The organism is Francisella halioticida (assembly GCF_002211785.1).
Lineage (GTDB): Bacteria > Pseudomonadota > Gammaproteobacteria > Francisellales > Francisellaceae > Francisella > Francisella halioticida.
In genome coordinates, this window is the sequence record NZ_CP022132.1 from 2,074,457 (window position 1) to 2,099,404 (window position 24,948).

Below are 24,948 nucleotides of genomic sequence, written 5' to 3' on the forward strand. Positions count from 1 at the left end.
TATTCTAAATGATAATGATTATCAATGCTAATTAAAGTGATATTCACATGAGCCTCCTTATTCAACAATTAATGCTAAAAAATCAATCTGACTGGGAATCAAATGCTAGAAGCTACCCGAGAAAGAATCCACTTGTAATAAAAAAAGCTCGTGGAATCTACCTAACAGACATACAAGGAAAAGATTATATAGATTGCTTAGCAGGGGCTGGGAGCATAGCTCTCGGCCATAATCACCCAGAAATCACAAAAGCTATACTTACAACAGTTGATAGAGAAACCCCTATACACACACTAGATTTACTTACTGAAGAAAAACATAGTTTTATGGATCAATTATTAAATAGCTTACCACCTTCTTACCATGATAAAACAAAAATTCAATTTTGTAGTCCTAGTGGATCTGATGCAGTAGAAGCTGCTATAAAATTATGTAAAATCACAACTAGTAAAGAAAACATTATTGCTTTTCATGGCGCCTATCACGGTATGACTCAGGGCACTCTCTCTCTAATGGGGAACCTAGAACCAAAAGAAAATGTTGGTGGACTTACTCCCTACACGCATTTTCTTCCTTATCCATACTCTTATCGTTGCCCTTTTGGATTAAAAGATGAACAAAGTATTGATGTAAATATACAAATGATCTCTCGCCTATTAAAAGATCCTGAAAGTGGTATAAAAAAACCTGCAGCTATTATATTAGAGCCAATTCAAGGTGAAGGAGGTGTAATCCCTGCTCCAGTAAAATGGTTAAAAGCTATAAGAAAACTTACTAAAGAACTAGATATTCCTCTAATTGTTGATGAGGTTCAGTGTGGAATAGGTAGAACAGGGTACTTATATGCTTTTGAGAAATCTGGAATTTATCCAGATGTCATAGTTCTATCAAAGGCACTCGGAGGCGGTCTTCCAATATCTGTAATTCTGTATAAAAGCTACTTAGATACATGGAAACCTGGAGCTCATACAGGGACATTTCGAGGCAATGTTTTAGCTATGGCTGCTGGTAGTGTTGTTCTAAATAAAGTTAATAATCCCAAATTTTTGAAACAAGTAAGTAAAAATGGTAAATATTTTTTGGATAGATTAAATGAGCTAAAAACCAAATATAACATCATAGGTGATGTTCGTGGTGAAGGATTAATGATAGGTATGGAAATAGTCAATACTGCATTTAAACCTGACATTATTGGGAGTTTACCAGCAGATGGAGAAAGAGCCCTAAAAATCAAGAAAGCTTGCTTTGATAAAAACTTAATCGTTGAACTTGGAGGGCGTTTTGGAGGAACTATTAGGTTCTTACCTCCTCTAACTATAACTGAAGAGCAAATTGATCAAGTAGTAGAAATATTAGAAAGCTCTATTAAGGAGAATATATGAGTTTAAACCTTAATAAGTATTTCTTAAATAACTCTAATGAAAGTATTAATTTATATAAGCGTAGCGTACAAGATGCTTTAGAAGTAATTACAGATCAGCTAAAGAATATAGTTAATCAGTTCAAAATAAATGAGCAACCTCAAAAACTAAATAGCATTATAAAAAATCAATTAAGTGATATTTTTAAAAATTCTCTAAATATAAATTCTCCTGCATCAATGGCACACCTACATTGTCCTGTAATGACACCGTCATTAATTGCTGAAGTATTTATTTCATCACTAAATCAATCCATGGACTCTTGGGATCAAAGTCCTACTGCTACCTATATTGAGCAAAACATTACCGACTGGCTAAACTCACTAATCTATAAAGATAGTACAAAATCAGATGGTATATTTACAAGTGGTGGAACACAATCAAACTTAATGGGGCTACTTTTAGCTAGAGATCACTTCTGCGAAAATATCCTAAAGCATAAAGTAGTAGACTTCGGTTTGCCAGATATTGCTAACAAGTTTCGGATATTATGCACAGAGAAAACACACTTTTCTGTGCATAAGTCTCTATCTATATTAGGGTTGGGCAAAAACTCTATTGAGCTAATAAAAACGGGTAATAACCTCCAACTAGATACACAGGATTTAATATTAAAAATAGCTAAACTTAAAACGCAGAACTTAATACCTATATGCATAGTTACGACAGTTGGCGATACTGATTTTGGCTGTATTGACAATATTAAAGAAATAGCGAAAATTGCTAATAAAAACAATATCTGGCTTCATGCAGATGCCGCTGTTGGCGGAGCGTTAATATTATCTGATAAATATAAACATCGACTTAACGGCTTAGAATTAGCTAATTCTATAACCGTTGATTTTCATAAGCTTTTTTTTCAACCCATTAGCTGTGGTGCTTTTTTTTGTAAAGATAAATTAAGCTTTGAACTTCTTAATTACCATGCAGAGTATCTTAATCCAGAAAAAGATGGCTTTGATTGTTTAAATTTAGTAGATAAATCAATTCAAACAACACGTAGATTTGACGCTCTTAAGATTTTTATATCTTTACAGTGTAGTGGCACAAATTTATTTTCAAAATGGATTAATTACATTATTGAGACAACTATAGAAACTATCAAATCAATAAGTAATAATGACAATTTACAACTAGCATATAAAAAGTATCAACACCTTGATAATTGCCTTAATACTGTTGTCTTTAGATATTTCTATAATAGCTTAAATTTAGCTGATCTAAATTCTATTAATAGTAAGATCCATAAGCTTATATTTCATAGCGGTAATTTTGTTATTGCACAAACAAAAATTAATAAAAATATCTATTTAAAGATTACTCTAGTCAACCCAATGATCACACAAGAATTAATTAATGACTGCATTAGCCAAATAAAAACACATGGCAATTTACTCAAAAACCAAATAGAGGTAAATAAAAATGATTAAATACGCCAATGAAATAACACTAAAGAATTTTCTTAACTGCTACTATCGTGAATTTAATGATTACAGCTTAAATAAAAACTTAGACAATGGATATCAATTTAGCATAAATTTGGACTCTATAAAATCCAGGTTTGAAATCTCAGTAAAAATTTCTCCAATACTAAAATCACCAATATGGCAACTCCCTTGTTATCTGATTAAGCAAGAAGAGAAGTTAAAATTAGACCCTCTTGAAGCAGTGCTTTTAATTACTAAGAAATTAAATGGGAAAAAAGATCTTATAGACAGAATAGCAGATTCCACAATGAATATTACTTCTATATTACAAAATAGAAAACATAAACTTGATGAGTTTTTTGGTTGCCAAAGCTCTTTCATTGCAAATGAGCAAAACCTAATAAGAGGACATAGACTACAACCTGACCCTAAAAGTAGAAAAGGTTTTTCAAAAAGCGAATTTATCAAATATTCTCCTGAAACAAATGGAAAGTTACAACTTCACTATATGTACGTTGATAAAAATATATTAGAGACATGCTCTCTACTTAATAAAAATGTTAATGATATTTTTTTAAGCTTTTTAGAGAAAGAAAATATTCTAATAAAACAAAATAAGAACTATCAGCTTTTTACGCTACACCCTTGGCAAGCCAGTTATTTAGCACAACAAGATGAAATAAAAAAATATAAGGCTGAAAATAAAATTATTGATATTGGTATTATGGGGCCATGGTTTTATCCAACTACATCAGTTAGGACTTTATATTCACCAAAATTTGATATCATGTTAAAGTTTTCACTAAGTATTGCTATCACAAATTCAGTCAGGATAAACTTAGCTAAAGAATGTAGCCGAAGCCTATCTGTTCATAGATTATATAATGAGCATTTGAAACCTATCTTAAATAAAAAGTTTCCATACTTTAGTTTAATTACAGATCCGGCTTTCTCAGCAATCAAAGTTAATAATAAAATTTTTGATCCAAGCATATGTATTATTCGTGATGCAAGTTTTAATCCACAAGATGATATTGCATGCATTGCTAGCTTAACTGAGCCTAACCCATTTAACGAAAGAACTCGTATTATCTCGCTAATTCAATACTTTAGTGTGCATAATAATGCCCCTACTTATGATGCTGCTATTTACTGGTTTGAAACATATTTATCTGTAGCTGTTACTCCCATACTTTGGTTATACTCAAAATATGGCATTGCTCTAGAAGCCCATCAACAAAACTTACTGGTTAAATTAGAGCATGGTTTACCTGTTGAAAGTTACTATCGTGATAGCCAAGGATATTATTATATAAAAGATCATCCTGAGCTTAATAAAGCTAACTTTGGAGATATTAGTGATTTATGTGAAGGATCTCAGGAATTTATAGATCATCATTTCTGCTATTATTTTATAGTTAATCAGCTAATCTCTGTTATAGAAGCTGTAGCTAACACAGGCTATATTAGCGAGAGAGATTTGATAAAAATAACCATCGCTTTTTTAGAAGGCTTTTTAGATAAATATCAAACGTGTAATAAATTCATAAAAAAAATTCTAAATCTAGGACAGTTTCCACTAAAAGCTAATTTACATACAAGGCTTAATGGTCTTGATGAATTACAAGCACCTTTAACAAGCCAATCAATTTATGTTAACACTAATAATCCTTTTAAGGAGATTGTATGAAAATTTATGATGTTATTGGAATAGGTATAGGCCCGTTCAACTTGGGGTTAGCGGCTCTTTTAAACGATGAATCTCTAGAGAGTATTTTTTTTGATAAAAAAGAAGATTTTAACTGGTACCCAGGATTAATGATGAGTTGGACTACGCTACAAGTACCATTCTTAGCAGATTTAGTAACCATGGCTGACCCAACTAGTAAATTTACTTTTCTAAATTACTTAAATAAGCAAAACCGCATTTATAAGTTTTACTTTAAAGAAAATTTTTTTATTCCAAGACAATAATATAATGATTACTGCTCATGGGTTGCTAAAAATTGTAACTCTTGCAAATTTGGTTATGAAGTTACAAATATAGAATACCTAAAAGAATCTAATCATGAATTCTGGAATGTAACGGTTAAAGATAAATATGGTAATGAAAAAAAATATTTAACAAAAAATATTGTGCTAGGATTAGGAACAATACCTAGACTACCCTCTCATATATCCAATACAAAAAATATCCATCATAGTAGTGAATATATCAATATAAAAAATGAAATTCTAAAAGATAAACATCTAACTCTAGTAGGCTCTGGCCAAAGCGCTGGTGAGATATTTTTATATTTAATGAAATCAAAAAAGGATTCGACAAAAATCACTTGGGTAACTAGAAGTAAAGGCTTTTTTCCTATGGAGTATTCTAAGCTTGGACTAGAATATTTTTAACCTGACTATACTGATTATTTTTATAATCTCCCTAATATAAAAAAGCCAAAGCTTATAAAAGAACAAAGCTTATTATATAAAGGTATAAGTGCCAAAACTATATCTGATATTTATGACGCCCTCTATGAAGAAACAATACAAAATAAAAATAGCGTCGAACTTATTGCAAATAGTGAATTAATAACAGTAAATGATAACAGTAAGCTTTATTGTTCTTTCTATCATAACCAACAAAACAAAGATTTTTTAATCAAGACAGAGAGGGTTATTGCAGCAACTGGATATAAGACAGATATAGACAAAACTATTACAAATATAAATAAATTCATTAAGCGTGATGAGAATAATCAACTCAATATAACAAGAGATTACAAACTGGTAACTCAAGGAACAAATCTAAATATCTTTGTCCAAAATGCTGAAATGCATACCCATGGTGTTGGCACACCTGACTTAGGACTAGGTGCATATAGAAATACTATAATAGCTAATAAACTTCTTAATGAAGAAGTTTATCGCATTCCATCAAATTATATTTTCTCAAGCTTTGGAATACCAAAAAAATATTAGGAGATTATATCTATGAATAATAAAGTAAATCACTATAAAATAGCTAGCACAAATCTATTAGAAAAAATAATTTCTGAGTTTAGTTATGAGGGAATTTTTAGTCTAGTTCAAAAGGATATAGATCAAGAATTTTATACTCTAGAAATTAATTCTTCTTTATATTATAAATTTAAAGCTTCTAAAAGAATTTATGGAAATCTTATTATCCATAAAAATTCTGTCACAAGATACGAAAAGAATAACCATGAGATTGCTAATGATGCTATAAAACTTATTATAGATACATTACCTATTACAAAAATAAACCCTACAACAACTGCTCACTTTATAAAAGAGCTTAATAATACTATATATGCAGATATTGCTATATTAGATAAAAATAAACCCTCTGCCAAAGATATATATAAACTTCCTTATGCATATATAGAAGGTAATATGATAGGCCACCCATGGTTTGTAATAAACAAAGGACGTATTGGTTTTAATGCCTCAGACTATGCGAACTACGCTCCTGAAATGCAAAAAATCATAAACCTATCCTGGATAGCTATAAATAAAAATTTAGTGACTTTCTCATGCGTATCAAATCTAGACTACTCACAGATAATAAATAAAGAGATCAATTTAGAAACTTTGGAAAGTTTTAATAAAATGATTAGTATGAATGATAAAAACCCTAATGATTTTTATATTTTACCTGTTCACCCATGGCAATGGAAAAATGCCATAATGCAACAGCTTGCTAAATACATTGCTGATAAAGATATTATATTTCTTGGTAAATTACCAGACCAATACTTAGCAATGCAATCAATAAGAACTATGTCAAACATATCTCACCCAGAAAAATATAGTATAAAACTACCTCTAAACATATTAAACACGGCCGTTTATAGAGGACTTCCAGAAAATCAAACAATTAATGCAATTTCATACCGAATTAGCTAGCAGAAAACGAATACCCTAAACTGTCCCTGTTATTCAATACCACTTTATAAAATATTTTTATTCCTTGCTTTTATGCAGCATCTAAAATACCAGAATATACTTCATCAGGAGTCATATATCCAATACTAGAATGTAGTCTTTCATTGTTGTAAATATCAATATATTCTTTGATACCTACTTTAGCCTCTTTCATAGTTATATATGATGCCGGATAAACATTTTCATATTTCAGTGTTCTCCAAAATCTCTCAATTGCAATATTATCTATAGATCTTCCTTTAGCATCCATAGATATATTTATTTTATTATCAGATAATATTTTAATATGCTCTTTTGCTGTATATTGAGTTCCTTGATCAGAGTTAAAGATATCAGGTTTACCATATTTAAATAACGCTTCTTTTAACACACTAGTTGTTAGATGTGTATCCATAGTATTAGAAATCTTCCAAGCTAGTGTTTTCTTGCTATGCCAATCTATTATGGCTGCTAAATATGCATACCCACATTCTAGTCTAATATACGTGATATCAGCACTCCATACCTTATTAGCTTTATCTATAACAACCTGATTCGTCTCATTTTTAAATACATTAAGTAAGTATGGATATTTCTTGTGTTGCTTATTAATGACAGTTGTCTTTTTTTTAGGATACAATGCCTTAATACCCATGAATTCCATAGCACTTTTGATTAGCTTCCTTCCAACTAGAAATCCTAATCTATTTAGCAACTTTACTAGCCTTCTCGTACCATAATATGGATGTTTAGTATGTATCAAATCTATTGCATTTAATAGTCTAATATCATCATTACTACTAAATTTTGATATTGGTGTATAATAGTACACACTCTTAGATACAGATAATAGTTTAAGCTGATTATTTAAAGATAATTCTAGCTTAGTATCTACAGAGTTTACTCTATCATTTGATGATACCAAGCTTTTTAGCTTTCCCATTAAAAAATCCCTCTCTACTATTACCTCGACTAGTTCTTTACTTGTTGCATCTTTATCTTTTCTAAGCTCATCTATTTCCTGCTTATACTCCTTAACAACAGAGCTTTTATCAAATGCTAAGCAAGCATTAGATAAAAATTGCTGCTTCCAATTGTGCACGTTTTTAGGAAGTAAATCATACTTACTTGCTATCTCATTAACTGTCATATCGCCTTCTAGCAATTCTATAATTACTTTAGCTTTAAAATCAGCTGTATACGTTACTCTTTTTTTACTCATTTATCCATTTCCTAATTTATCTAGTTAACTTTAACATCTAGGAATAAAAATCTTTCTAAAATCAGTAGCTTTTTCTGGGGACATTATAATTTTTAGTGGACTCCCATATCCCTCTAAGTACAATAGGTATAATAATGGGAGCTGGCAGTGCTATCATTGGAATTTTTGGAGCTGCTTTAATAAGCTACTTATTTAATTTCTATAGAGAAACCTCTCTTTTAACTTTATTGGCAATAATAAGAGGATTTTATTACTTCTCTATTGGAATTATTAGCTTATATAAAATAGATAATCAAATAATCATTTTTAGTATTGTTTTATTGAATATGGCCTCCCGGCTTATGGAAATGATCGTTTTATATACCATATTTATGAAATTCAGCTCAAAAGACCAAGCAGGTACAGATTTTACAATACTAGTATGTGCTGAGCTTCTTATATATATCGTAGGTATGTCTATTAGTGGTTTTTTAGCTACTCGTATTGGTTATTCTATGCTCTTCATATTAGGAGGAACTCTCTCAATACCAAGTTTCTTAATTGCATTTTTTCTTCTAAAAAAGCTACCTCACAATATAACTCAATAAAATATATAATATTTTCCTGTACATTTACTGATTCCTTCATCAAAAACCTAACCACGCAATCTAAATGATGTTGATTATCATTATCATTTAATATAATATTTGCTTATGCTTTTATCCTATAACTTATTTATAATGCTAGTACATATAAATATTCTTCATATAATATACACTTTATTTATTTTTATTCTTACCATTGAAATAAGCTTTTCAAAGAATAAGGATCAAACATCAAGCACATTAGAACAAACCTTAGAATTAAAGTTAAGAATACAAAGCTTAAAATCTGAAATACAAAATCTACAACAAAATCAAACTGAATTCTCTACATATAACTCAAAAATTAAAGAAATAGATTCATACTCTACTATTAATAATAAAGACTCTTACGAAATTGCTATAAGTATTGACAATAACAGTTCGATTATTGATTTAAAAAGTAAGCCTTTAGGAAAAATCTTTGACCTCAATGGAGCTATCAATGTAGGAGGTGCCCCAGCAATTACAACTAGAGGACAAATAACCTTTCTTGGATCTTATTCAGGTAATAATAGTATACCAATTGGTATGATATCAGGTAGCTTATTTGCATCTACAGTAATTGGACAACGAAATAAGTTTGACAGCTATTCTATATTTTTAGGTGGAAAAATTGAAGTTGATGCTCAAGCATGGTTTGGCAGTGGTGGAATATCAAATAAAAATAATATTTTAGCAAACCATGGGCAAAATATATTTCTAACATCAGCAACCTTATATTTTCTATCTAATATCGGACATTATGTTACTGCACAATTTGATATTAGTACCAGTGAACTAAATAACTTTGGACTAGAAAATGCCTTTGTCATACTTGGAAACTTAGATACATCACCATTTTTTCTAACTGCTGGAAGAAGTAAGCTTTCTGTTGGAGCTTTTAGTGGCGGTGGGCCATGGACTGGAGGGATAACAGGATTTCTAGCACCTGGAAGAACAACAAATATATCTCTTAATTATAAGAATGATATATTAAATGCAAATATTGCTGTTTTTGGATCTAATGACAATCAGGCCAACTTTTCAACAGGGATGTTCTATGCAGAGAGCTTGACTGAAAACTTAGCTATTGGCTTAAATACAGGATATGTCTACAATATAGCTGGAGCAGGTAATGCTTCTATAAGTCAATTTTTAGCAAGCAAAGATAGCCCTAACGATAGTATAGGAAGCTTCAATATAAACGGTAACTTAACTTATACTATATACGATGGCTTTTTAAATATTGGAGCTGGTTGGGCAAGTACAACAAATAGAAATGATTTCAATGATATAAATGAAAATGTTTTAGCAGGGGGATGGTATACAGCTGCAAACTACTCTTTAGTACTAGAAGATAGAAATACCAACTTTGGTATTTCATATGGACAAACTTATAATGCTACAAATATACCTATGCCCTTGACAGCATCCCCCCTTTCTCTTGGAAAATCTCCAATAGGAATACAAAGACAATTACTACTTTCTTCACAACGTGCTTATTTTGATAATAATATTTTGATGGGGATAGAGTATTCATATCAACAATTGTATAATGATAAACATATGAATACAGTCACCTTAGATCTTTCTGTATATATATAAGATTTTAAAAAAAGTATCTAGAATATTAAGTCCAATAACCATTAACTTCAAAACGATCAATAAAATGCTGACTAAAATGCATTTTATTTAACTGAATGTTTGCTAAAAGCTTCTTATATTGTCCTGCTTTAAAGATATAATTTAAGACATAAAAAGTATTCCCCTTACCAACTATTTTCTCTACTTTTTTCTCAAAATCAGTAAAATCTGCTTTCTCATCAATATAATCATCTAGTAATGAGCAAAGCTTATCTATCGTTTTTTCATCCGCTCTATCAAAATACTTTGCAGTTTCATAATGAAACTCATATTTACTATCGTGAAAAAGAGGATAAACATTACCTTCCCAAGCAGCTTTGTAAGCATCATCAACATAACTACTACTTAAAACGTTTAACTTCATAAGATCATAGTAAAATTTATTTGTATTCCTCATAATACCTTCTTCCTATTTATTAAGCTCTTCTTGAACTATTTGATTAACCTGTTTAGGGTTTGCTTTGCCTTTACTTGCTTTCATAGCTTGACCAACAAAGAAGCCCATTAGCTTAGTCTTACCTGCCTTAAAATCTGCTGCCTGCTGCGGATTAGCGACTATTATACTTTGAACTAACTCACGTATAGCTCCCTCATCAGAAACTTGCTTTAAGCCCAATTTCTCAATAATAGCTTCTACCGAATCAGCTGACTCAATATAATCAGCTATAACTTTTTTACCATTAGCTTGTGAAATAACATCCTTTTGCACATTGTTAATAATATCCAATAAAACCTCAGCCGGAACTACATCAGCAGCGAACTCTTTTTCAGCTCTATTTAACATTGACATCAAATCAACTGTTACCCAATTATACGCTGGTTTATGTCCTATTACCAATGCAACTCTATCATAGTAGTCCGCTACTTCAAGATTTGATAATAAAAACTCTACTTCCTGATCCGCTAGATGCTTACAATATAATGCTTCACGCTCTTCTGGTTTAAGAGGCATCTGTTTTCTTATATTGTTAATATATTCATCTGTGATTATTAATGGTAAAAGATCAGGATCCGGAAAGTAACGATAATCAAAAGCATCTTCTTTTGCACGCATAGAACGTGTTTCATTCGCATCAGCATCATAAAGTCGAGTCTCTTGAACAACTTTACCTCCAGACTCTACTACAGCCATTTGACGAGCATACTCATACTCAATGGCCTTATCAATAAATCTAAATGAGTTAATATTTTTTAGTTCTGCACGGGTACCAAACTCTAATTGACCCTCTGGTCTGATAGATAAATTTACATCACACCTAAATGAACCTTCTTGCATATTACCATCACAAATTCCCAAGTGCTTAACCAATTGATGTAGCTTTTTCAGATACACAGAAACCTCTTCAGCAGACCTAAAATCCGGATGCGTCACAATTTCTAAAAGAGGAGTCCCTGCACGATTATAATCCAAGCCAGTTTCACCAGCAATATAACCATGGATAGACTTACCAGCATCTTCCTCTAAATGAGCTCTTTCTATACGGATTGTTTTTTGGCTTTTTGAAGTCTCAATATCTAGACTACCCTCTTGCACTATAGGGTTTGTCGACTGACTTATCTGATAACCTTTAGGTAAATCTGGATAAAAATAATTCTTACGTGCAAAAAAACTATTTTTTGAAATTTTTGCATCTATTGCTAAGCCAAACATCGTTGCTTTATGAATAACTTCTTTGTTTATTACAGGTAATGTCCCTGGTAAACCCAAATCCAAAAATGCTGCTTGCGTGTTTTGATGTTGACCGTATTTTGTAGCTGAAGTTGAAAACAGCTTAGATTTAGTGCTTAACTGAATGTGAACTTCTAGTCCTATTACCATTTCCCAATTCACTATTTAAATCCTCGCTTGTTCTAAGATAAATTCTTCAACACCATTATGCTTTTGGTACTGTGTTACTATTTGCGTTAAAACATTATCATTAAATGCTTTTGCCATAAGCTGTCCACCAACAGGCAAACCATTTGCAAAACCAATTGGGAATGATATAGCAGGCAAACCAGAAATATTTGCTGTAATTGTGTAAATATCAGATAAATAAGCTGAAACAGGGTCAAGTTTATCACCTTTTTTGAAGGCCTCACTCGGCGATGCCGGCATAAATATAGCATCAACTTCAGCAAAGATTTTATTAATCTGATCTGTCATTACTCTGCGTAACTGCTGAGCTTTATTATAGTATGAATCATATTGACTAGATGCTAACACATAGTTTCCTATCATAATTCTACGCTTAACCTCCTCACCAAAGCTATCTGTGCGTGATTTTATATATAATTCATCTAAATCCTTAGCTTCAGGGTTACGATAACCATACCTAATACCATCATATCTAGCTAAATTAGCAGCCGCTTCTGCTGGAGTAATAATGTAATAAGTTGATAAAGCCTCTTTTAAGTCTGGAACTTTTACAAATTTAATCTCAGCCCCCAATCCTTTTAGCTTTTCTAAAGTTTTTTGCACTGCTTCTTGGACTCGTGTAGGTAAGTCCTTGATCAAGCTCTTATCTACACCTATTATTTTCCCAGCAATATCTTTCTCTAAATCTTTAGTAAAGTGATTAATCTCAACTCCTACACAAGTAGAATCAAACTCACATTCTCCAGCAATAGTATCTAACATAATAGCAACATCTTCTGCATAGTGGCCAAATATCCCAGCCTGATCAAACGATGATGAAAATGCAACCATACCAAACCTAGACGTGCTACCATATGTTGGCTTCATTGCTGTCAAACCACAAAAACTGGCGGGCTGCCTAATAGAACCTCCCGTATCAGAACCTGTACTAACTGGTGCAAACCCAGCAGCCACTGCAGCAGCAGAGCCTCCTGATGACCCACCAGGTACTCTTTCTAAGTCCCAAGGATTACTTACAGCACCATAGTAGCTATGTTCATTAGTAGAACCCATAGCAAACTCATCCATATTAACCTTTCCAAGAGTTACCATCCCTTGGTCTTTACAATTCTTAGTTACTGTAGAATCATAAGGAGCAATAAAATTATCTAACATTTTTGATGCGGCTGTAGTTCTTATATCTTTAGTACAAAAAAGATCTTTATGCAAAATAGGAATTCCTGTTAGTAGCCCTTGTTTACCTTCAGATATAACACGATCAGCTTCTTGAGCTTCTTTTATAGCCTGCTCTTCACACAAAGTAATCACAGAGTTTATTTGCTTATCTTGATCTTTTATCTTAGTTACATACTGCCTAGCTAACTCAACTGAAGTTATCTCGCCATTGTCTAGACGTGCTCTTATTTTTTTAATATATGACATTGTTCATCCTATTTAACAACCTGTGGCACCATAAAGTAATCGTCAACAATTTCACAAGCAAATTTATCAAAACTTGCTCTATTATCTTGATCTTGTGGAATATCTTCACGAAATTTAAAATCCATACTAATAGGTGAAACCATAGGTTTGGCACCTTGCGCATCAAAATCTTTGACCGTATCTAAAATCTCACAGATATTTGTCAGATCTTGTGTATATTGCTCAAGCTGTGCATCAGTCAAATCAAAACTAGATAACTTAGCAATATGTTTTACTAATTTTTTGTCCATTTAAACACCTAAATAAATTATTAGAAATAAATACCTTTGGAATTATAAGATACTCATAAAAATAAAGAAAGATATACAGTGTTATTTTATATTTGATGGCTGGCTATTTATTTGCTCTTTGACAGTCACTGACTTCTTCACTACTTTATTTTTATTAACACCAATACGAAGCTCACTGCTATTTAAATTTATTGAGAAACCATTATACCTGCGCCATAATTCATATCCTAGACTAACATTATTCAACAACACCCAACCATGAACTTTTGTACCTAACCTAAGCACTTCCGGAGACGGCTAATCACGTTTACCACTTTGTTTTACAAAAATCTTAAATTGTCCTTGAGCATTATTTTGTGGAGAAATAAATATAATTTCTCCCTCAAAAGTTCCTATAGCAACTTGAGGCCAACCACTAAACTGTATTGCTGGCCAGCCTTCAAATTGCAACATCACTTTATCACCAACACTCACTAATGGAATATCCATACTATTTAACCATAGCTCGACTATCCTTGACTTACTATCTGGTACAATTGTTGCTAAAGCATCTGTAGATTTGACTATCACACCTCCAAGACCATGAATACGGTCAACAATAACACCATCTGTCGGTGCTCTAACTAAACGACTTTGCTGACGTGCAATCTGCACTTTCACTTTAGCTAAATCAACATTTGCTGATCTACCCCGTCAATTTGTGACAGTTTACTACTTCATTTTCCATTATATATTCAAATTGATATGGAGTCATATAATTTATTGTAGAATGTCTCCTTTTTGTATTATAGTAAGCTTCAATATATTCAAATATTGATAGTTTAGCTTCTTCTCTAGTTTTATAGCTTTCATCATGTACTAACTCTACTTTTAAAGTTCCAAAGAAACTTTCACAAGCAGCATTATCGTAACAGCATCCTTTAGAGCTCATACTTGATAGTAGCCAGTGTTCTTTAATAATGTCTTGATATTGTTTGCTACAGTACTGTGACCCTTTATCAGAGTGTATAATCACACAAAGATACAGCCACCCCTCTTGTGTAGGTACATAAGTTATATCTGTAACCCACCTATGATTTACAGATAAAGCAGTGAAGTTTTGTTCTAATAAATTATCAGAAACATGTTTGTTGTGGTTAGAATCTATAGTTTTCTTATGCTTACGAGCCGCTTTAGCATGTAAACCAAGTAATTTCATACGTTTAGATACTCTAGGTTGAGTAACTTTCCAACCCATATCTTTAAGCTCTTTGTATATCCTAACACTTCCATATCTAGATTTATGTTCATTAAAATAGCATCATCTAGTTCAGCATCATTATATTGCCTTTTACCTATAGGTTTATGAATCCATCTGTAATATGAAGATGTGCTCACATTCAAAGATTTACATAGTGTTGTTACTGGCATAACTTTATAATGCTCCTTAATAAAGGCGTACCTTACAGATTTTGCTTTGCAAAGTACGCTGTGCCTTTTTTAGTATTTCACGCTCTGTTTCTGCCTGTTTGAGTTTTTTCTTCAAATCAGTATTTTCAAAAGATAGTTGCTGGTACTGCGTTTTATAATCTATCTTTATTTCTTTCTGAGGGTTTGACATGGCTTTGGATATCCAACTGCAAATGGTTTTATATTTAACCCCTAAATTATCTGCTATTTCTCGTCTATTTGCATCTGGTTGTAAACATAATTTAACAGCTTCATCTTTAAACTCTTTTGTATATCTCATCTTGTCTCCTTTTCTTAACACCTAAGTGTCCCAAATAGGGGTTAATTACAGATAGCACTGATTTTTCTGAATCACCCATCTCAAAGATATGTGCTACAATGGTTAGACACTGCTTAATTTTTACTAATTTTGTCCAGTGCATTTTTCACAATCCCTTTAATATCAATGTTTTCAGTAACTTCAGAAAAAACAAAATTTCCAAGTAAGATAATATGTTGCCATGCTACAGGTGAGAGTTTCTTAATTTGATCACCCAATTCTTTATTATTTTCACTTTCAACATGTTCTAATAACTCAGAAAGCAAGCATGCATTATAGTAAATGATACAACAAGCTAACACTCTGTTACACTGATTACTTATTTCTAGTTAATTTTCTGATTTCCCTAGTATTTTTTTGCCATTAACTTGGAATAATGTGCTTTTCTAAGCTGATGGAATGCTTCTCCACGGTTAAGTGCACGATGAACATTTCTACGTAATTGAATATCATCAATATACTTTAAAACATAAATACTCATAACTATTTTATCAAATTCAGTAAGAGCTCTAAGAGTCCTATTTTTTCTAGAGTACGATGATAGCTTTTTGATAATTGTACTCTGTGAAGTATCTTTTTTAGCTATAGATGCTAATATTCTTTGAATCTCATCCCACTCACTAATAATTAACGCTTCATCAACAGTGTAAGATGGTTTTATAAGATCATTTTTAAAGCTTTTCATGCCTTTAAAGGCAACTAATGAGTGCTCAGCCTTTAAATTTATAGAAGGCATTCGAGGCATAAAGCTGTAACCAAATAACTTCAATAGTGCAAAGTTTACTCTATTTACTGAATGCATATCGCCAGAGACTGTAGTAATATTCAGATCACTACTATTATTATAAATAATATCCAAAACATAATGACTTTCATGCTCATTAGCACCAATAATCTTAGTGCTAACTGGTAAGTGATTAGCTATTAGGCTATATGAAACAACTCCCTTTCCATAGCCGAAGTATTTAGTTGAGTATCTAGATAAAATTGTTTGGTATTTTATTTCTATTTTTTGACTATCTAAACTAGCATGTATACCATAATCTGAAAGATTATAATATTTAAATATTGGTAGCTTTGAAATTGCATCTATAATAATATCTCCAGCTTCTACAAGTGAGTCTACTCTTATAAACTTACCTTCAATATCTATTAGGTTTTGATAGCTAACATCTGAAGATTCAGCTACTTTCTTATGCCCAATAGCCTCTCCTTGAGATACCAAATATGCTTTGAGATCTTTATTACGAGGTTTTGATTTAGATCCTTTATTTAATATATGCTTGAAGCTGTCAAAGAAGTTAGTATTATTGGCTGCAAAATCAATAACTTCGGATATTCCTGTAGATGTAAACTTCTCATAGTATGGGTTATCCGCAGAATCATCTTCTCTCTTATAGGGTAAACGCCAAGTAACTTTACCACCATTTTCATCAATTTTGATATACTCATTTTCTTTAGATTTAATTCTTTGGTTAACATCCTTATACTGATCTGAAAGCTCCTCTTTAAGTTCAGCTAATATGCTGGAAATATCGTCAGTATTTATGCAATCTGATAATGATTTTAATATATTAGATTTATCCTTACTCCAGATTGCTTTTTTGATTATTTCTGACTCTAGGCTACGGTAGTTAACACTACTTGAATAAAAATATTACCACTTGTAATGGCTGATGATAAAGCTTGATAAATTGCCATTTCATATCTTCTAATATTTATATGAGCAAGCTTTCTCACTTTTTTAGAGGTGGGCTTAACTAATTTTTTATATATAATATATTTGTGTTTTGATTTGCTAATAAAATTAATAGGAACGTCTTCGGCTATGGGGGCTTTATTTTTATCAGCAGTTTGCCAATAATCTTTAACATATTCGAATGCTTTTTTAAGATTATCTTGATTGCCAAAATCAATGTCAAAAGATAGTGCAATATTACGTAAGTTACGTTTTATTGACCCATTTTCATCATCGTAAAACTCCCAAAGATATTGTTGTTGATCCAAAATTGGTTTAGCGAAGTTATTAGTAAACTTACTAAACTTCTCTTGGCTCACTATGTTAAAACAATTTGGTCTAATACTTATTGGATCAACATTCTCATCACCTACAATTTTTATAATTTTAGCCGCTTTCTTTATATTCTTATCTACTTTAACTTTTGCTTCTAATATTTGATCATTAGCATGCTTTTCAGCTTCTGTCTCATACCAGTTTAATTTGTAGATGAAAAAATCTATCAAATGATCAGTTATTTTCATAAACCTTTGCCATATTAGGCATATAATAAGCAAACGAGCTTTTTTAATCTTTATTTCATTAATTCTATACGTGCTATAGTATTCACAGATATCAGCATAATAATTAAGATTCTGCCTAGAAAGACCAAGATATAGAAGAACATGTTTTGATTTTTTATATACCTTAACAATCTTTTTTGTTTAACTAGTTCTGCCTCCATTTCTGTAGTTGTAAAGCTTTTAGCATCTTGCTTTAACAAAGCTAAACTAGATATCGTATTATCATTAGAAATTAGAGAGTCTAGTGTATCTTTTGACTCTTTATTCAGTAAACTCCCGAGTTTCACTACTAGTCTATTTTCTTCTCTAAGAATGGCTTTTGATACAATACTTTGTAAAGTTGAATATTTAGGTCGTATTATTTGATGCTGCTCACAATAGTGCAAAAGTTAATCAAAAATAAATCTAGGTGTTAAATCTCTTTGTGATAAACGGTTTGCCTGTCTAGCTAGTTCAATTTGAAACTCTGAATCACATCGTCGATAATTATATATTTTCATAATAAAATGCTGGGCTGCATAGTACTTGTTTTTATCAACTAGCCTTTTAGGAATAGCTTGTCTAGAATAATATCTATTAATGATATACTGAGCATCTTCAATTACATCAGCAAACTTAAACTTATAAAAATAACGTGTTGCTCTGAAATAGCCAATTTGTAAAATATAATCGAGCTTATTTATAAGTTCTGATTGGGTAGATAAGTACTCTTCATCTTCAATAGTCAGTTCAAAGAATAACTCTCGATCTTGAGCATCAATTTTGGGGATATCAAATAACTCAGCTATTTCTCCCTTATTTAGTATTTTTAAACTATTATGAATTGCCATTATTTATTATCTTTTCTCCAGCAGCTTTAAGAGAGCCATCACCATTTACATATTTATATAGTGTGGTAGTTTGTTATACCTAATCTTTTAGCTATATCAGAAGCTATAGTATTTTTATCAGACATTGCAGACATAGCCATTCTCAAGGTAGCTTTATCCATTTTTGAGGGACGACCACCTTTTCTACCTCTAGCTCGTGCTGCTGCTAAACCAGCATAAGTTCTTTCTCTTATTAGCTCACGCTCATACTCGGCAAGCGATGCAAATATACCAAATATAAGTCTACCATTAGCTGTAGTGGTATCTATTTGAGCACCATGACCTTCTAATACTTTGAAGTTAATACCTGATTCATGTAACTCATCTACCAAGGTTACTAAGTCCTTCATATCTCTACCTAGACGATCAAGTTTCCAAACAACTAATGTGTTTCCTGGCTGTAATGCTTTAAGGCATGATTCTAATCCTGGTCTTGAATCTTTACGGCTAGACGCATGATCACTATAAATTCTTTTTTGATTAATGCCTGCTTTTACTAAAGCATCAATTTGTAAATCAAGAATCTGACTACCATCAGCTTTTGAGACACGAGCGTAACCAATTAACATAAAGCTAAAATATGTATAAATAAAGATAAAAATGATGATACAAACTCATTTAGTTTTTTGCAATGAGTTTATTTGTTAATTTTATGCTAAAATGTCATAATATCTTAATAACCAAGAAAACGGTCGTTTAATTGGTAGCTAGTTTACCTGCAAACGATACCTTAAGCTGGTGAACAAATGAATATGCTAAAAGAAGCAAATCTAATATATAGAATGGGAATTAATAAAAAGAGAAAAATATATTTACTTGAACAAAATGCTATAGATTGTTCTTCAGAGATGGATGCACAAAATCAAAATATGAGACCAGAGATATGTAATAATCAATCAGAAGGTTTAAGAAAAACAAAAGATTATTTAAGAGAACTAAAAACTTTATTATAAAAACGCACTATATCTACAATAATGAATCTAACGTTTTAGTTATCATATGTTCTGCTAACAAGTTATCAATATAAAGGTTCTCAACATGAGTAAAATACATGACTCTGAGGTAAAGTCAGTACGCTTACCTAAAGAATTTATAAACAAACTATCAAATCCATTATCTCGCTTTCTACATATAGAAGCTATAAGTGGATTAATACTATTATTTTCTACAATAGTAGCTTTAATTTTATCAAATTCTCCTTGGGCTAATAGTTTTAGTCAAATTTGGGAAACAAAACTTGGGGTTCATATAAGTTCTTATGATTTTTCAAAATCAATAAAAGAATGGATTAATGATGGGTTAATGACTCTATTTTTTTTCATAATATCTTTGGAGTTAAAAAGACATTTTGCTTTTGGTGGAATAGATAAGTTTCGTGAAGGGATTTTTGCCACATTGGCAGCATTAGGTGGGATGTTAATACCTGTAATATTTTATGTTATTTTACTACAGGGTAGACCTGAAATATCTTCTTGGGGTACTGTAATGGTGACAGATACAGCTCTTGTAGTCGGAGCTTTGGGAATATTAGGTTCTCGAATTAATAATAGCTTACGTATTTTTCTTCTTTCTTTAGCTATTGTTGATGATGTATGTTCTATACTTGTAGTAACTTTTTTTTATAGTCATCATTTATATTGGTTGATAATTATACTAGCAGTAAGTGTATTAATCATAATTCGTTTAATGGGTATAGTTGGTGTTCGTGATCTAAAAATATATATTGTCATCGGATGTATAATATGGATTTTATTTGATGTTTCTGGAATTCATGCTACGATTGCGGGAGTAATTTTAGGTTTAATGACTCCTTCTAGAAGATGGGTTGATGATACAAGATTATATAATATTCTTAATAATGTAACTTCTCATCCTACAAATAAGGAAAATAGTTATGATACTAAAGATAGGCATACCTTATATATGGCTGAAATAGCTATTCGTGAATCATTATCGCCTATAGAAAGATTAATAGTAATTCTACATCCATGGGTTAATTTTGTTATACTTCCACTTTTTATACTAGCAAACGCTAGCATAACTCTTTCATTTAATAATATAAATAGCTATCTTATATTTTCTATATTCGTGGCTTTTGTATTAGGTAAACCTATTGGTATATTATTATTTAGCTGGCTGGCTATAGTTACAAAAATTGCTAAGTTTCCATCCGATCTAAATTGGGGATTATTAATTGGAGGAGCAATACTAGCAGGAGCTGGATTCACAATGGCACTATTTATTGCCAATCTGGCTTCACAGGAGCAATTTATGAATAGCATAAAACTTGCTATTTTATTAGCTTCTTGTTTCTCTATTATTTTTGGGCTTCTTTTTTTAACTATACATTCTCACATGAAAAGTTAAGAAGATGTTTTCCTGTAGCATGGCAATATATAAGTCTATAGAAAAAATATTTTTCTGAAAGTTGTAACTTTTTATATTTAAACATAAAGGAGTTTGAGATATGCCTATTAAAACAGATAGTTTAGGTGATGTTGATGTTAAAGAAAGCGTTTTATATGGGGCTCAAACACAGAGAGCTATAAATAATTTTAAAATTAGTAATTTAAAAATGTCAAAAGAGTTTATAGATGCTGTACTTTATATAAAACAAGCAGTAGCTATTGTTAATAATAAATCTAATAAATTATCTGATAAAAAACTCAATGCTATACAAAATTCTTGTGAAGAACTTAGATCTAATAATTATTTGGATCAATTTACGTTGGATATATTTCAGACTGGTTCTGGTACTAGTACTAGTACTAGTACTAGTACTAATATGAATGTCAATGAAGTCATTTCAGGTATAGCAAAAGAAAAATTCAATATATTATTAGACCCTAACGATGATGTAAATATGAGTCAAAGTAGCAATGATGTAATACCTACATCCATAACAGTTTCATCACTATTATTAGTAAAAAATAATTTGTTGCCAAAACTAAAAAAGCTTATTGAAATATGCAGAGAAAAAGAAAATCATTTAAGAGGATGTGTTAAAACAGGAAGAACGCATTTAATGGATGCTATGCCTATAGATTTTTCACAAGAAATATCTGGATGGCGGTATCAATTTGAAGAAAATATTCAACGTTTAGAGGATTGCATTCCTAGATTTTGTAGGATTGCTCAAGGAGGTACTGCAATAGGAACATGTATTAATGCACCTGATAATTTTGCTGAAGATATTGCACAGGTACTTACAGATATTACCACAGTTGATGTCAAGCCTAGTAGAAATTACTTTACTTCTATAAGTGGTCAAGAAAATAGCCTAGAACTATCTTCATGCTTAAAAAGCATGGCTACTAGTTTAATGAAAGTATCTAATGATTTAAGAATAATGAATAGTGGTCCTTTGTCAGGGTTCAATGAAATAGAGTTAGAAGCCTTACAACCTGGAAGTAGTATCATGCCTGGTAAGGTTAACCCTGTAATACCAGAAGCAGTTTGTATGACTTGTGCTCAAGTTATAGGTAATGATACTTGCATAACAACAGGTGCTCAAAGTGGTTTATTTCAATTAAATGTCATGTTACCAGTTATAGCCCACAACCTTTTAGAAAGTATATCTTTAATGGGTAATTCAGCTGAGCATTTAGCAGAGAAAGCTATTGCAACATTTAAAGTAAGATTCGATAATATTAATAAAAATCTTTCAAAAAATCCCATTCTTGCAACAGCACTTAATGAGTATGTTGGTTATAAAAAAGCTGCCTTAATAGCAAAAGAAAGCTTATGAAAAAAACATGTCAGTTGTAGATGTAGCAGTATCTGAAACTAATATTAAAAAATCAGAGTTAGTAAAACTATTAAATCCTAAAAACCTTACTTTATTATGATTTAAGCTTAGATTTTTGATACTGTAATTCTTAGTGAGTTTACTCGAAATTAAACACTTATTTTATAAGGGTTTAAACTCCGAACTGAGACTGAATAAAAAGACTTTCACCTCTTTCGTGGCATCACATAAATTTTCCTTAAAATTTTGTTTTTTCTGAGAACGCTGAAAGCATTGATATTAAAGGGATTGTTAAAAATTTACTGGACCAAATTAGTAAAAATTAAACAGCGTAAAACCATTGTAGCACATACCTTTGAGATGGGTACTCCAGAAAAAACAGTGCTATCTGTAATTAACCCCAAATAGGAGGATATGATCAGTCTTTTGAAATTTATAAAAGAAACTATTAAAAAAGATTTAGATATAATTTTTTATATTCTTTTCCAAGCGAATCCACCAAATTGACTGCCTGGTCTAAAGAAACTTCTTTTACATAAGCTATTGCTTTTACATTGATATGCTCTATTACCAACCATAACCTGGTTACCTTTACTATATCTAGTTCCAGTAGAATAATCTGGAATAGTAGGTGTTGGTGTTGGCGTTGGAACAGTACCTATCTTAGTCCAAGCATTACTACCATACATTCCATCTGGTCTAAAAGACGCTTGACTACACCATCCACCATAAGGCCAAGGTTTATTACATTCATATATTATATTACTAATACTAACCTTATCTCCAGCACTATAGCTAGCTTCCTCAACATACTCTGGGATCTGAGTAGGAGTAGGAGTACCTCCATTCAGTGCTTGATAAGCAGCATGGAATAATGAGTATTTTGCAGCACTTGATGATTCTAATGAATCACTACCTAAAGTCCAGAACCATACTCCTCCAAGATCATACTTTTTAACAATATTGTCAATTTTAAATTTAACAGTCTGTTGTGTATCAAAAGTAAATACTGGATAGTCATCATAAGACTGAGATGGAGCTCCAGAAAAGTTCATGAATAGCGATTTCGATATTGATGAATAGCGATTTCGATATTGCGTAAAAAATGCTGAAAAATCCAAATTTCAGATAATCAAAAAATGACAAAACTCATATGCTCACAAAAATACACTTATCATAGTTATTTGATACTAAAATAAAGTTATTCTTAACCAATTCCATATTCCAGACGAATTAATCCCTGTAGTGCTAAATAATTCGTTTTCTTTTTGCCAGATGTTCATGGTGATTCATAAAATCTTTTGAGCTCAATCCAATTACAGTACCTGTGAGTAGTAGTTGCGAACCACACAATATGCATTCTAAAGGATCAACAGTAAAAGATTTTTTGTACAGCTCAGCCCATTTGGTTTTAGTGGTAGCTTTAGGATCTTGCTTAAATATCTGATATATCTTCGGCAACAATTTACCTCTAACACAGTTTGCGAGAAAGCCGAAGTATCTGATGAGTCTAAATCCTTTGGGAGGTATATGCTGAGTAAATCTATCTAAGAAATCATTCATATCTAGAGTTTCATTTTTGAATTTAGATATTTTGTGATCTAAATATCTAAATGTAACTTCTTTACCATCATAATGCTTTAAGCGAGACATTGATATAGGTGGTCTTCGGATATATCTACCAAGATATGCTATTGTGTTTTTTGGATTATTTGTAGGCTCTGCAAAATGTATAACCCACTGTTTATTAAACTGTTCGTCAATTTCAGTTTGTGTAAGATGCTCTCTGAGTAAGTTTAAAACTCTATATCGCCACATAGGCATAATCACCTTTTTTACAAACCTAATTTTCTTCCAAACATTTTTATCATTAATACCGCCCATAGTTACTGACATGTGTAGATGAGTATTCCAATTAAGAGCTCTACCAAAAGTATGGATAGCCATAAACATCCCAATACGAATACCTTTTTGTTTCTTGGCAATTTCATTGAAAATATCGCCAGCTATCTTTGGAAGTTTGTTAAGAAGTTTCCAATCTTTGAATAATGGCCATAAAGTATCAGGCATTGTTAGAGTTATATGTTGCCAGTCACAATTAGGCAAAGTTTCTAATTGCTCATTAATCCAATCGTTGGTTGGTTTAACTCCACATGTTTGACAATATCTACATGAGCAACTATGAGTGACATTCTTGGAGTGTAAGCATTTGGGGTTAGAGCAGCTGTAGTGATGAAAACCTCTGGCACGGATGCCACAGCTAAGCATCTTAACTATTGTCTCAACTACCTCAGTTCTGATGATATCTTTATATGTTTGATAATAATCCCACCAAGCATTTTTATACTGCAGTAGCTCTTGGATTTTAGTTGGTGTTCTAATTGGTCAAATATAAATCAAACGAAGTTGATTTATATTGTATCAAAAAACCCTAGTTTGG

Annotated in this window: 26 protein-coding genes and 2 pseudogenes; 11 read left to right on the forward strand and 17 right to left on the reverse strand. The window is 31.5% G+C overall.

Annotation, left to right across the window (positions count from 1 at the left end):
• The first annotated feature begins 71 nt into the window (after positions 1 to 71).
• The 6 genes and pseudogenes from CDV26_RS11030 (at position 72) to CDV26_RS11050 (ending at position 6,766) form a co-directional block, all read left to right on the forward strand.
• The gene (locus CDV26_RS11030; protein WP_245806454.1) at positions 72 to 1,382 is read left to right on the forward strand and encodes a diaminobutyrate--2-oxoglutarate transaminase family protein; all 1,311 of its coding nucleotides are present in this window, start codon (positions 72 to 74) and stop codon (positions 1,380 to 1,382) included.
• Positions 1,379 to 2,851: a pyridoxal phosphate-dependent decarboxylase family protein gene (locus tag CDV26_RS11035; protein ID WP_088773307.1), complete on the forward strand. Its 1,473-nt coding sequence runs from the start codon at positions 1,379 to 1,381 to the stop codon at positions 2,849 to 2,851. Before CDV26_RS11030 ends, CDV26_RS11035 begins: the two co-directional genes overlap by 4 nt.
• Entirely contained in the window at positions 2,844 to 4,538 is a 1,695-nt protein-coding gene (locus CDV26_RS11040; protein WP_088773308.1) for an IucA/IucC family protein, read from the forward strand. Before CDV26_RS11035 ends, CDV26_RS11040 begins: the two co-directional genes overlap by 8 nt.
• Positions 4,535 to 5,476, forward strand: a pseudogene (locus tag CDV26_RS11045) (lysine N(6)-hydroxylase/L-ornithine N(5)-oxygenase family protein); the annotation flags it as partial. The gene CDV26_RS11040 and the pseudogene CDV26_RS11045, both read left to right, overlap by 4 nt.
• A 195-nt stretch (positions 5,477 to 5,671) precedes the next feature.
• Positions 5,672 to 5,818, forward strand: a complete 147-nt coding sequence (locus CDV26_RS13380) for a hypothetical protein (protein WP_245806586.1) — start codon at positions 5,672 to 5,674, stop codon at positions 5,816 to 5,818.
• Between the two features lie 12 nt (positions 5,819 to 5,830).
• Complete coding sequence (locus CDV26_RS11050) at positions 5,831 to 6,766, forward strand: IucA/IucC family protein (protein WP_245806455.1); 936 nt, start codon at positions 5,831 to 5,833, stop codon at positions 6,764 to 6,766.
• 70 nt (positions 6,767 to 6,836) lie between these two features.
• Here CDV26_RS11050 and CDV26_RS11055 read toward each other — a convergent pair whose 3' ends face one another.
• Positions 6,837 to 8,006: an IS3 family transposase gene (locus tag CDV26_RS11055; protein ID WP_088773213.1), complete on the reverse strand. Its 1,170-nt coding sequence runs from the start codon at positions 8,004 to 8,006 to the stop codon at positions 6,837 to 6,839.
• 134 nt (positions 8,007 to 8,140) lie between these two features.
• Here CDV26_RS11055 and CDV26_RS11060 point away from each other — a divergent pair, with 134 nt between their 5' ends.
• On the forward strand, positions 8,141 to 8,593 hold the full coding sequence (locus tag CDV26_RS11060) for an MFS transporter (protein ID WP_245806456.1): 453 nt from the start codon (positions 8,141 to 8,143) through the stop codon (positions 8,591 to 8,593).
• Between the two features lie 132 nt (positions 8,594 to 8,725).
• Positions 8,726 to 10,213, forward strand: a complete 1,488-nt coding sequence (gene fslE / locus CDV26_RS11065; RefSeq protein WP_088773309.1) for a rhizoferrin import outer membrane protein FslE — start codon at positions 8,726 to 8,728, stop codon at positions 10,211 to 10,213.
• 25 nt (positions 10,214 to 10,238) lie between these two features.
• Here the strand turns inward: fslE and CDV26_RS11070 are convergent, their stop codons facing one another.
• The 14 genes and pseudogenes from CDV26_RS11070 to CDV26_RS11130 all read right to left on the reverse strand — a co-directional run bounded on the left by CDV26_RS11070 (position 10,239) and on the right by CDV26_RS11130 (position 19,329).
• Positions 10,239 to 10,649, reverse strand: coding sequence for a hypothetical protein (locus CDV26_RS11070; protein ID WP_088773310.1), 411 nt, complete (start codon positions 10,647 to 10,649; stop codon positions 10,239 to 10,241).
• 12 nt (positions 10,650 to 10,661) lie between these two features.
• Positions 10,662 to 12,083, reverse strand: a complete 1,422-nt coding sequence (gene gatB, locus CDV26_RS11075) for an Asp-tRNA(Asn)/Glu-tRNA(Gln) amidotransferase subunit GatB (RefSeq protein ID WP_088773311.1) — start codon at positions 12,081 to 12,083, stop codon at positions 10,662 to 10,664.
• A 3-nt stretch (positions 12,084 to 12,086) separates the two neighbouring features.
• Positions 12,087 to 13,532: an Asp-tRNA(Asn)/Glu-tRNA(Gln) amidotransferase subunit GatA gene (gatA, locus tag CDV26_RS11080; RefSeq protein ID WP_088773312.1), complete on the reverse strand. Its 1,446-nt coding sequence runs from the start codon at positions 13,530 to 13,532 to the stop codon at positions 12,087 to 12,089.
• Positions 13,533 to 13,540: 8 nt separating this feature from the next.
• Positions 13,541 to 13,822 (reverse strand): Asp-tRNA(Asn)/Glu-tRNA(Gln) amidotransferase subunit GatC, encoded by a 282-nt coding sequence (gene gatC / locus CDV26_RS11085; protein ID WP_088773313.1) that lies wholly within the window; start codon positions 13,820 to 13,822, stop codon positions 13,541 to 13,543.
• Between the two features lie 81 nt (positions 13,823 to 13,903).
• Positions 13,904 to 14,500, reverse strand: a pseudogene (locus tag CDV26_RS11090) (HlyD family secretion protein); the annotation flags it as partial.
• 7 nt (positions 14,501 to 14,507) lie between these two features.
• Positions 14,508 to 15,059: an IS3 family transposase gene (locus CDV26_RS11095; protein WP_088773314.1), complete on the reverse strand. Its 552-nt coding sequence runs from the start codon at positions 15,057 to 15,059 to the stop codon at positions 14,508 to 14,510.
• Entirely contained in the window at positions 15,017 to 15,232 is a 216-nt protein-coding gene (locus CDV26_RS12305) for a hypothetical protein (RefSeq protein ID WP_088771820.1), read from the reverse strand. The genes CDV26_RS11095 and CDV26_RS12305 overlap by 43 nt, the downstream gene beginning before the upstream one ends.
• 16 nt (positions 15,233 to 15,248) lie before the next feature.
• Positions 15,249 to 15,572 carry a transposase gene (locus CDV26_RS11100; protein ID WP_157671387.1) on the reverse strand — a complete coding sequence of 108 codons (324 nt, stop codon included), beginning with the start codon at positions 15,570 to 15,572 and terminating at the stop codon, positions 15,249 to 15,251.
• 92 nt (positions 15,573 to 15,664) lie between these two features.
• The gene (locus CDV26_RS13745; RefSeq protein ID WP_276328721.1) at positions 15,665 to 15,856 is read right to left on the reverse strand and encodes a Tn3 family transposase; all 192 of its coding nucleotides are present in this window, start codon (positions 15,854 to 15,856) and stop codon (positions 15,665 to 15,667) included.
• An 80-nt stretch (positions 15,857 to 15,936) separates the two neighbouring features.
• Entirely contained in the window at positions 15,937 to 17,202 is a 1,266-nt protein-coding gene (locus tag CDV26_RS11110) for a Tn3 family transposase (RefSeq protein ID WP_088773316.1), read from the reverse strand.
• Positions 17,203 to 17,210: 8 nt separating this feature from the next.
• Positions 17,211 to 17,852: a hypothetical protein gene (locus CDV26_RS11115; RefSeq protein ID WP_088773317.1), complete on the reverse strand. Its 642-nt coding sequence runs from the start codon at positions 17,850 to 17,852 to the stop codon at positions 17,211 to 17,213.
• Between the two features lie 50 nt (positions 17,853 to 17,902).
• Positions 17,903 to 18,277 carry a hypothetical protein gene (locus CDV26_RS11120; RefSeq protein ID WP_088773318.1) on the reverse strand — a complete coding sequence of 125 codons (375 nt, stop codon included), beginning with the start codon at positions 18,275 to 18,277 and terminating at the stop codon, positions 17,903 to 17,905.
• Positions 18,278 to 18,280: 3 nt separating this feature from the next.
• Entirely contained in the window at positions 18,281 to 18,721 is a 441-nt protein-coding gene (locus tag CDV26_RS11125) for a DUF4158 domain-containing protein (protein ID WP_088773319.1), read from the reverse strand.
• A gap of 53 nt (positions 18,722 to 18,774) precedes the next feature.
• Positions 18,775 to 19,329, reverse strand: a complete 555-nt coding sequence (locus tag CDV26_RS11130) for a recombinase family protein (protein WP_476701693.1) — start codon at positions 19,327 to 19,329, stop codon at positions 18,775 to 18,777.
• Between the two features lie 177 nt (positions 19,330 to 19,506).
• On the opposite strand from CDV26_RS11130, the gene CDV26_RS11135 reads away from it, so the two are divergent.
• The 3 genes from CDV26_RS11135 (at position 19,507) to CDV26_RS11145 (ending at position 22,508) form a co-directional block, all read left to right on the forward strand.
• Positions 19,507 to 19,713: a hypothetical protein gene (locus CDV26_RS11135; RefSeq protein ID WP_088773320.1), complete on the forward strand. Its 207-nt coding sequence runs from the start codon at positions 19,507 to 19,509 to the stop codon at positions 19,711 to 19,713.
• 85 nt (positions 19,714 to 19,798) lie between these two features.
• The gene (gene nhaA / locus CDV26_RS11140) at positions 19,799 to 21,127 is read left to right on the forward strand and encodes a Na+/H+ antiporter NhaA (RefSeq protein ID WP_088773321.1); all 1,329 of its coding nucleotides are present in this window, start codon (positions 19,799 to 19,801) and stop codon (positions 21,125 to 21,127) included.
• Positions 21,128 to 21,227: 100 nt separating this feature from the next.
• Positions 21,228 to 22,508: a class II fumarate hydratase gene (locus tag CDV26_RS11145; RefSeq protein WP_245806457.1), complete on the forward strand. Its 1,281-nt coding sequence runs from the start codon at positions 21,228 to 21,230 to the stop codon at positions 22,506 to 22,508.
• A 473-nt stretch (positions 22,509 to 22,981) separates the two neighbouring features.
• Here the strand turns inward: CDV26_RS11145 and CDV26_RS11150 are convergent, their stop codons facing one another.
• Positions 22,982 to 23,563: a hypothetical protein gene (locus CDV26_RS11150; RefSeq protein ID WP_088773322.1), complete on the reverse strand. Its 582-nt coding sequence runs from the start codon at positions 23,561 to 23,563 to the stop codon at positions 22,982 to 22,984.
• 193 nt (positions 23,564 to 23,756) lie between these two features.
• Positions 23,757 to 24,890 carry an IS91 family transposase gene (locus tag CDV26_RS11155; RefSeq protein ID WP_157671630.1) on the reverse strand — a complete coding sequence of 378 codons (1,134 nt, stop codon included), beginning with the start codon at positions 24,888 to 24,890 and terminating at the stop codon, positions 23,757 to 23,759.
• Positions 24,891 to 24,948: the final 58 nt, after the last annotated feature.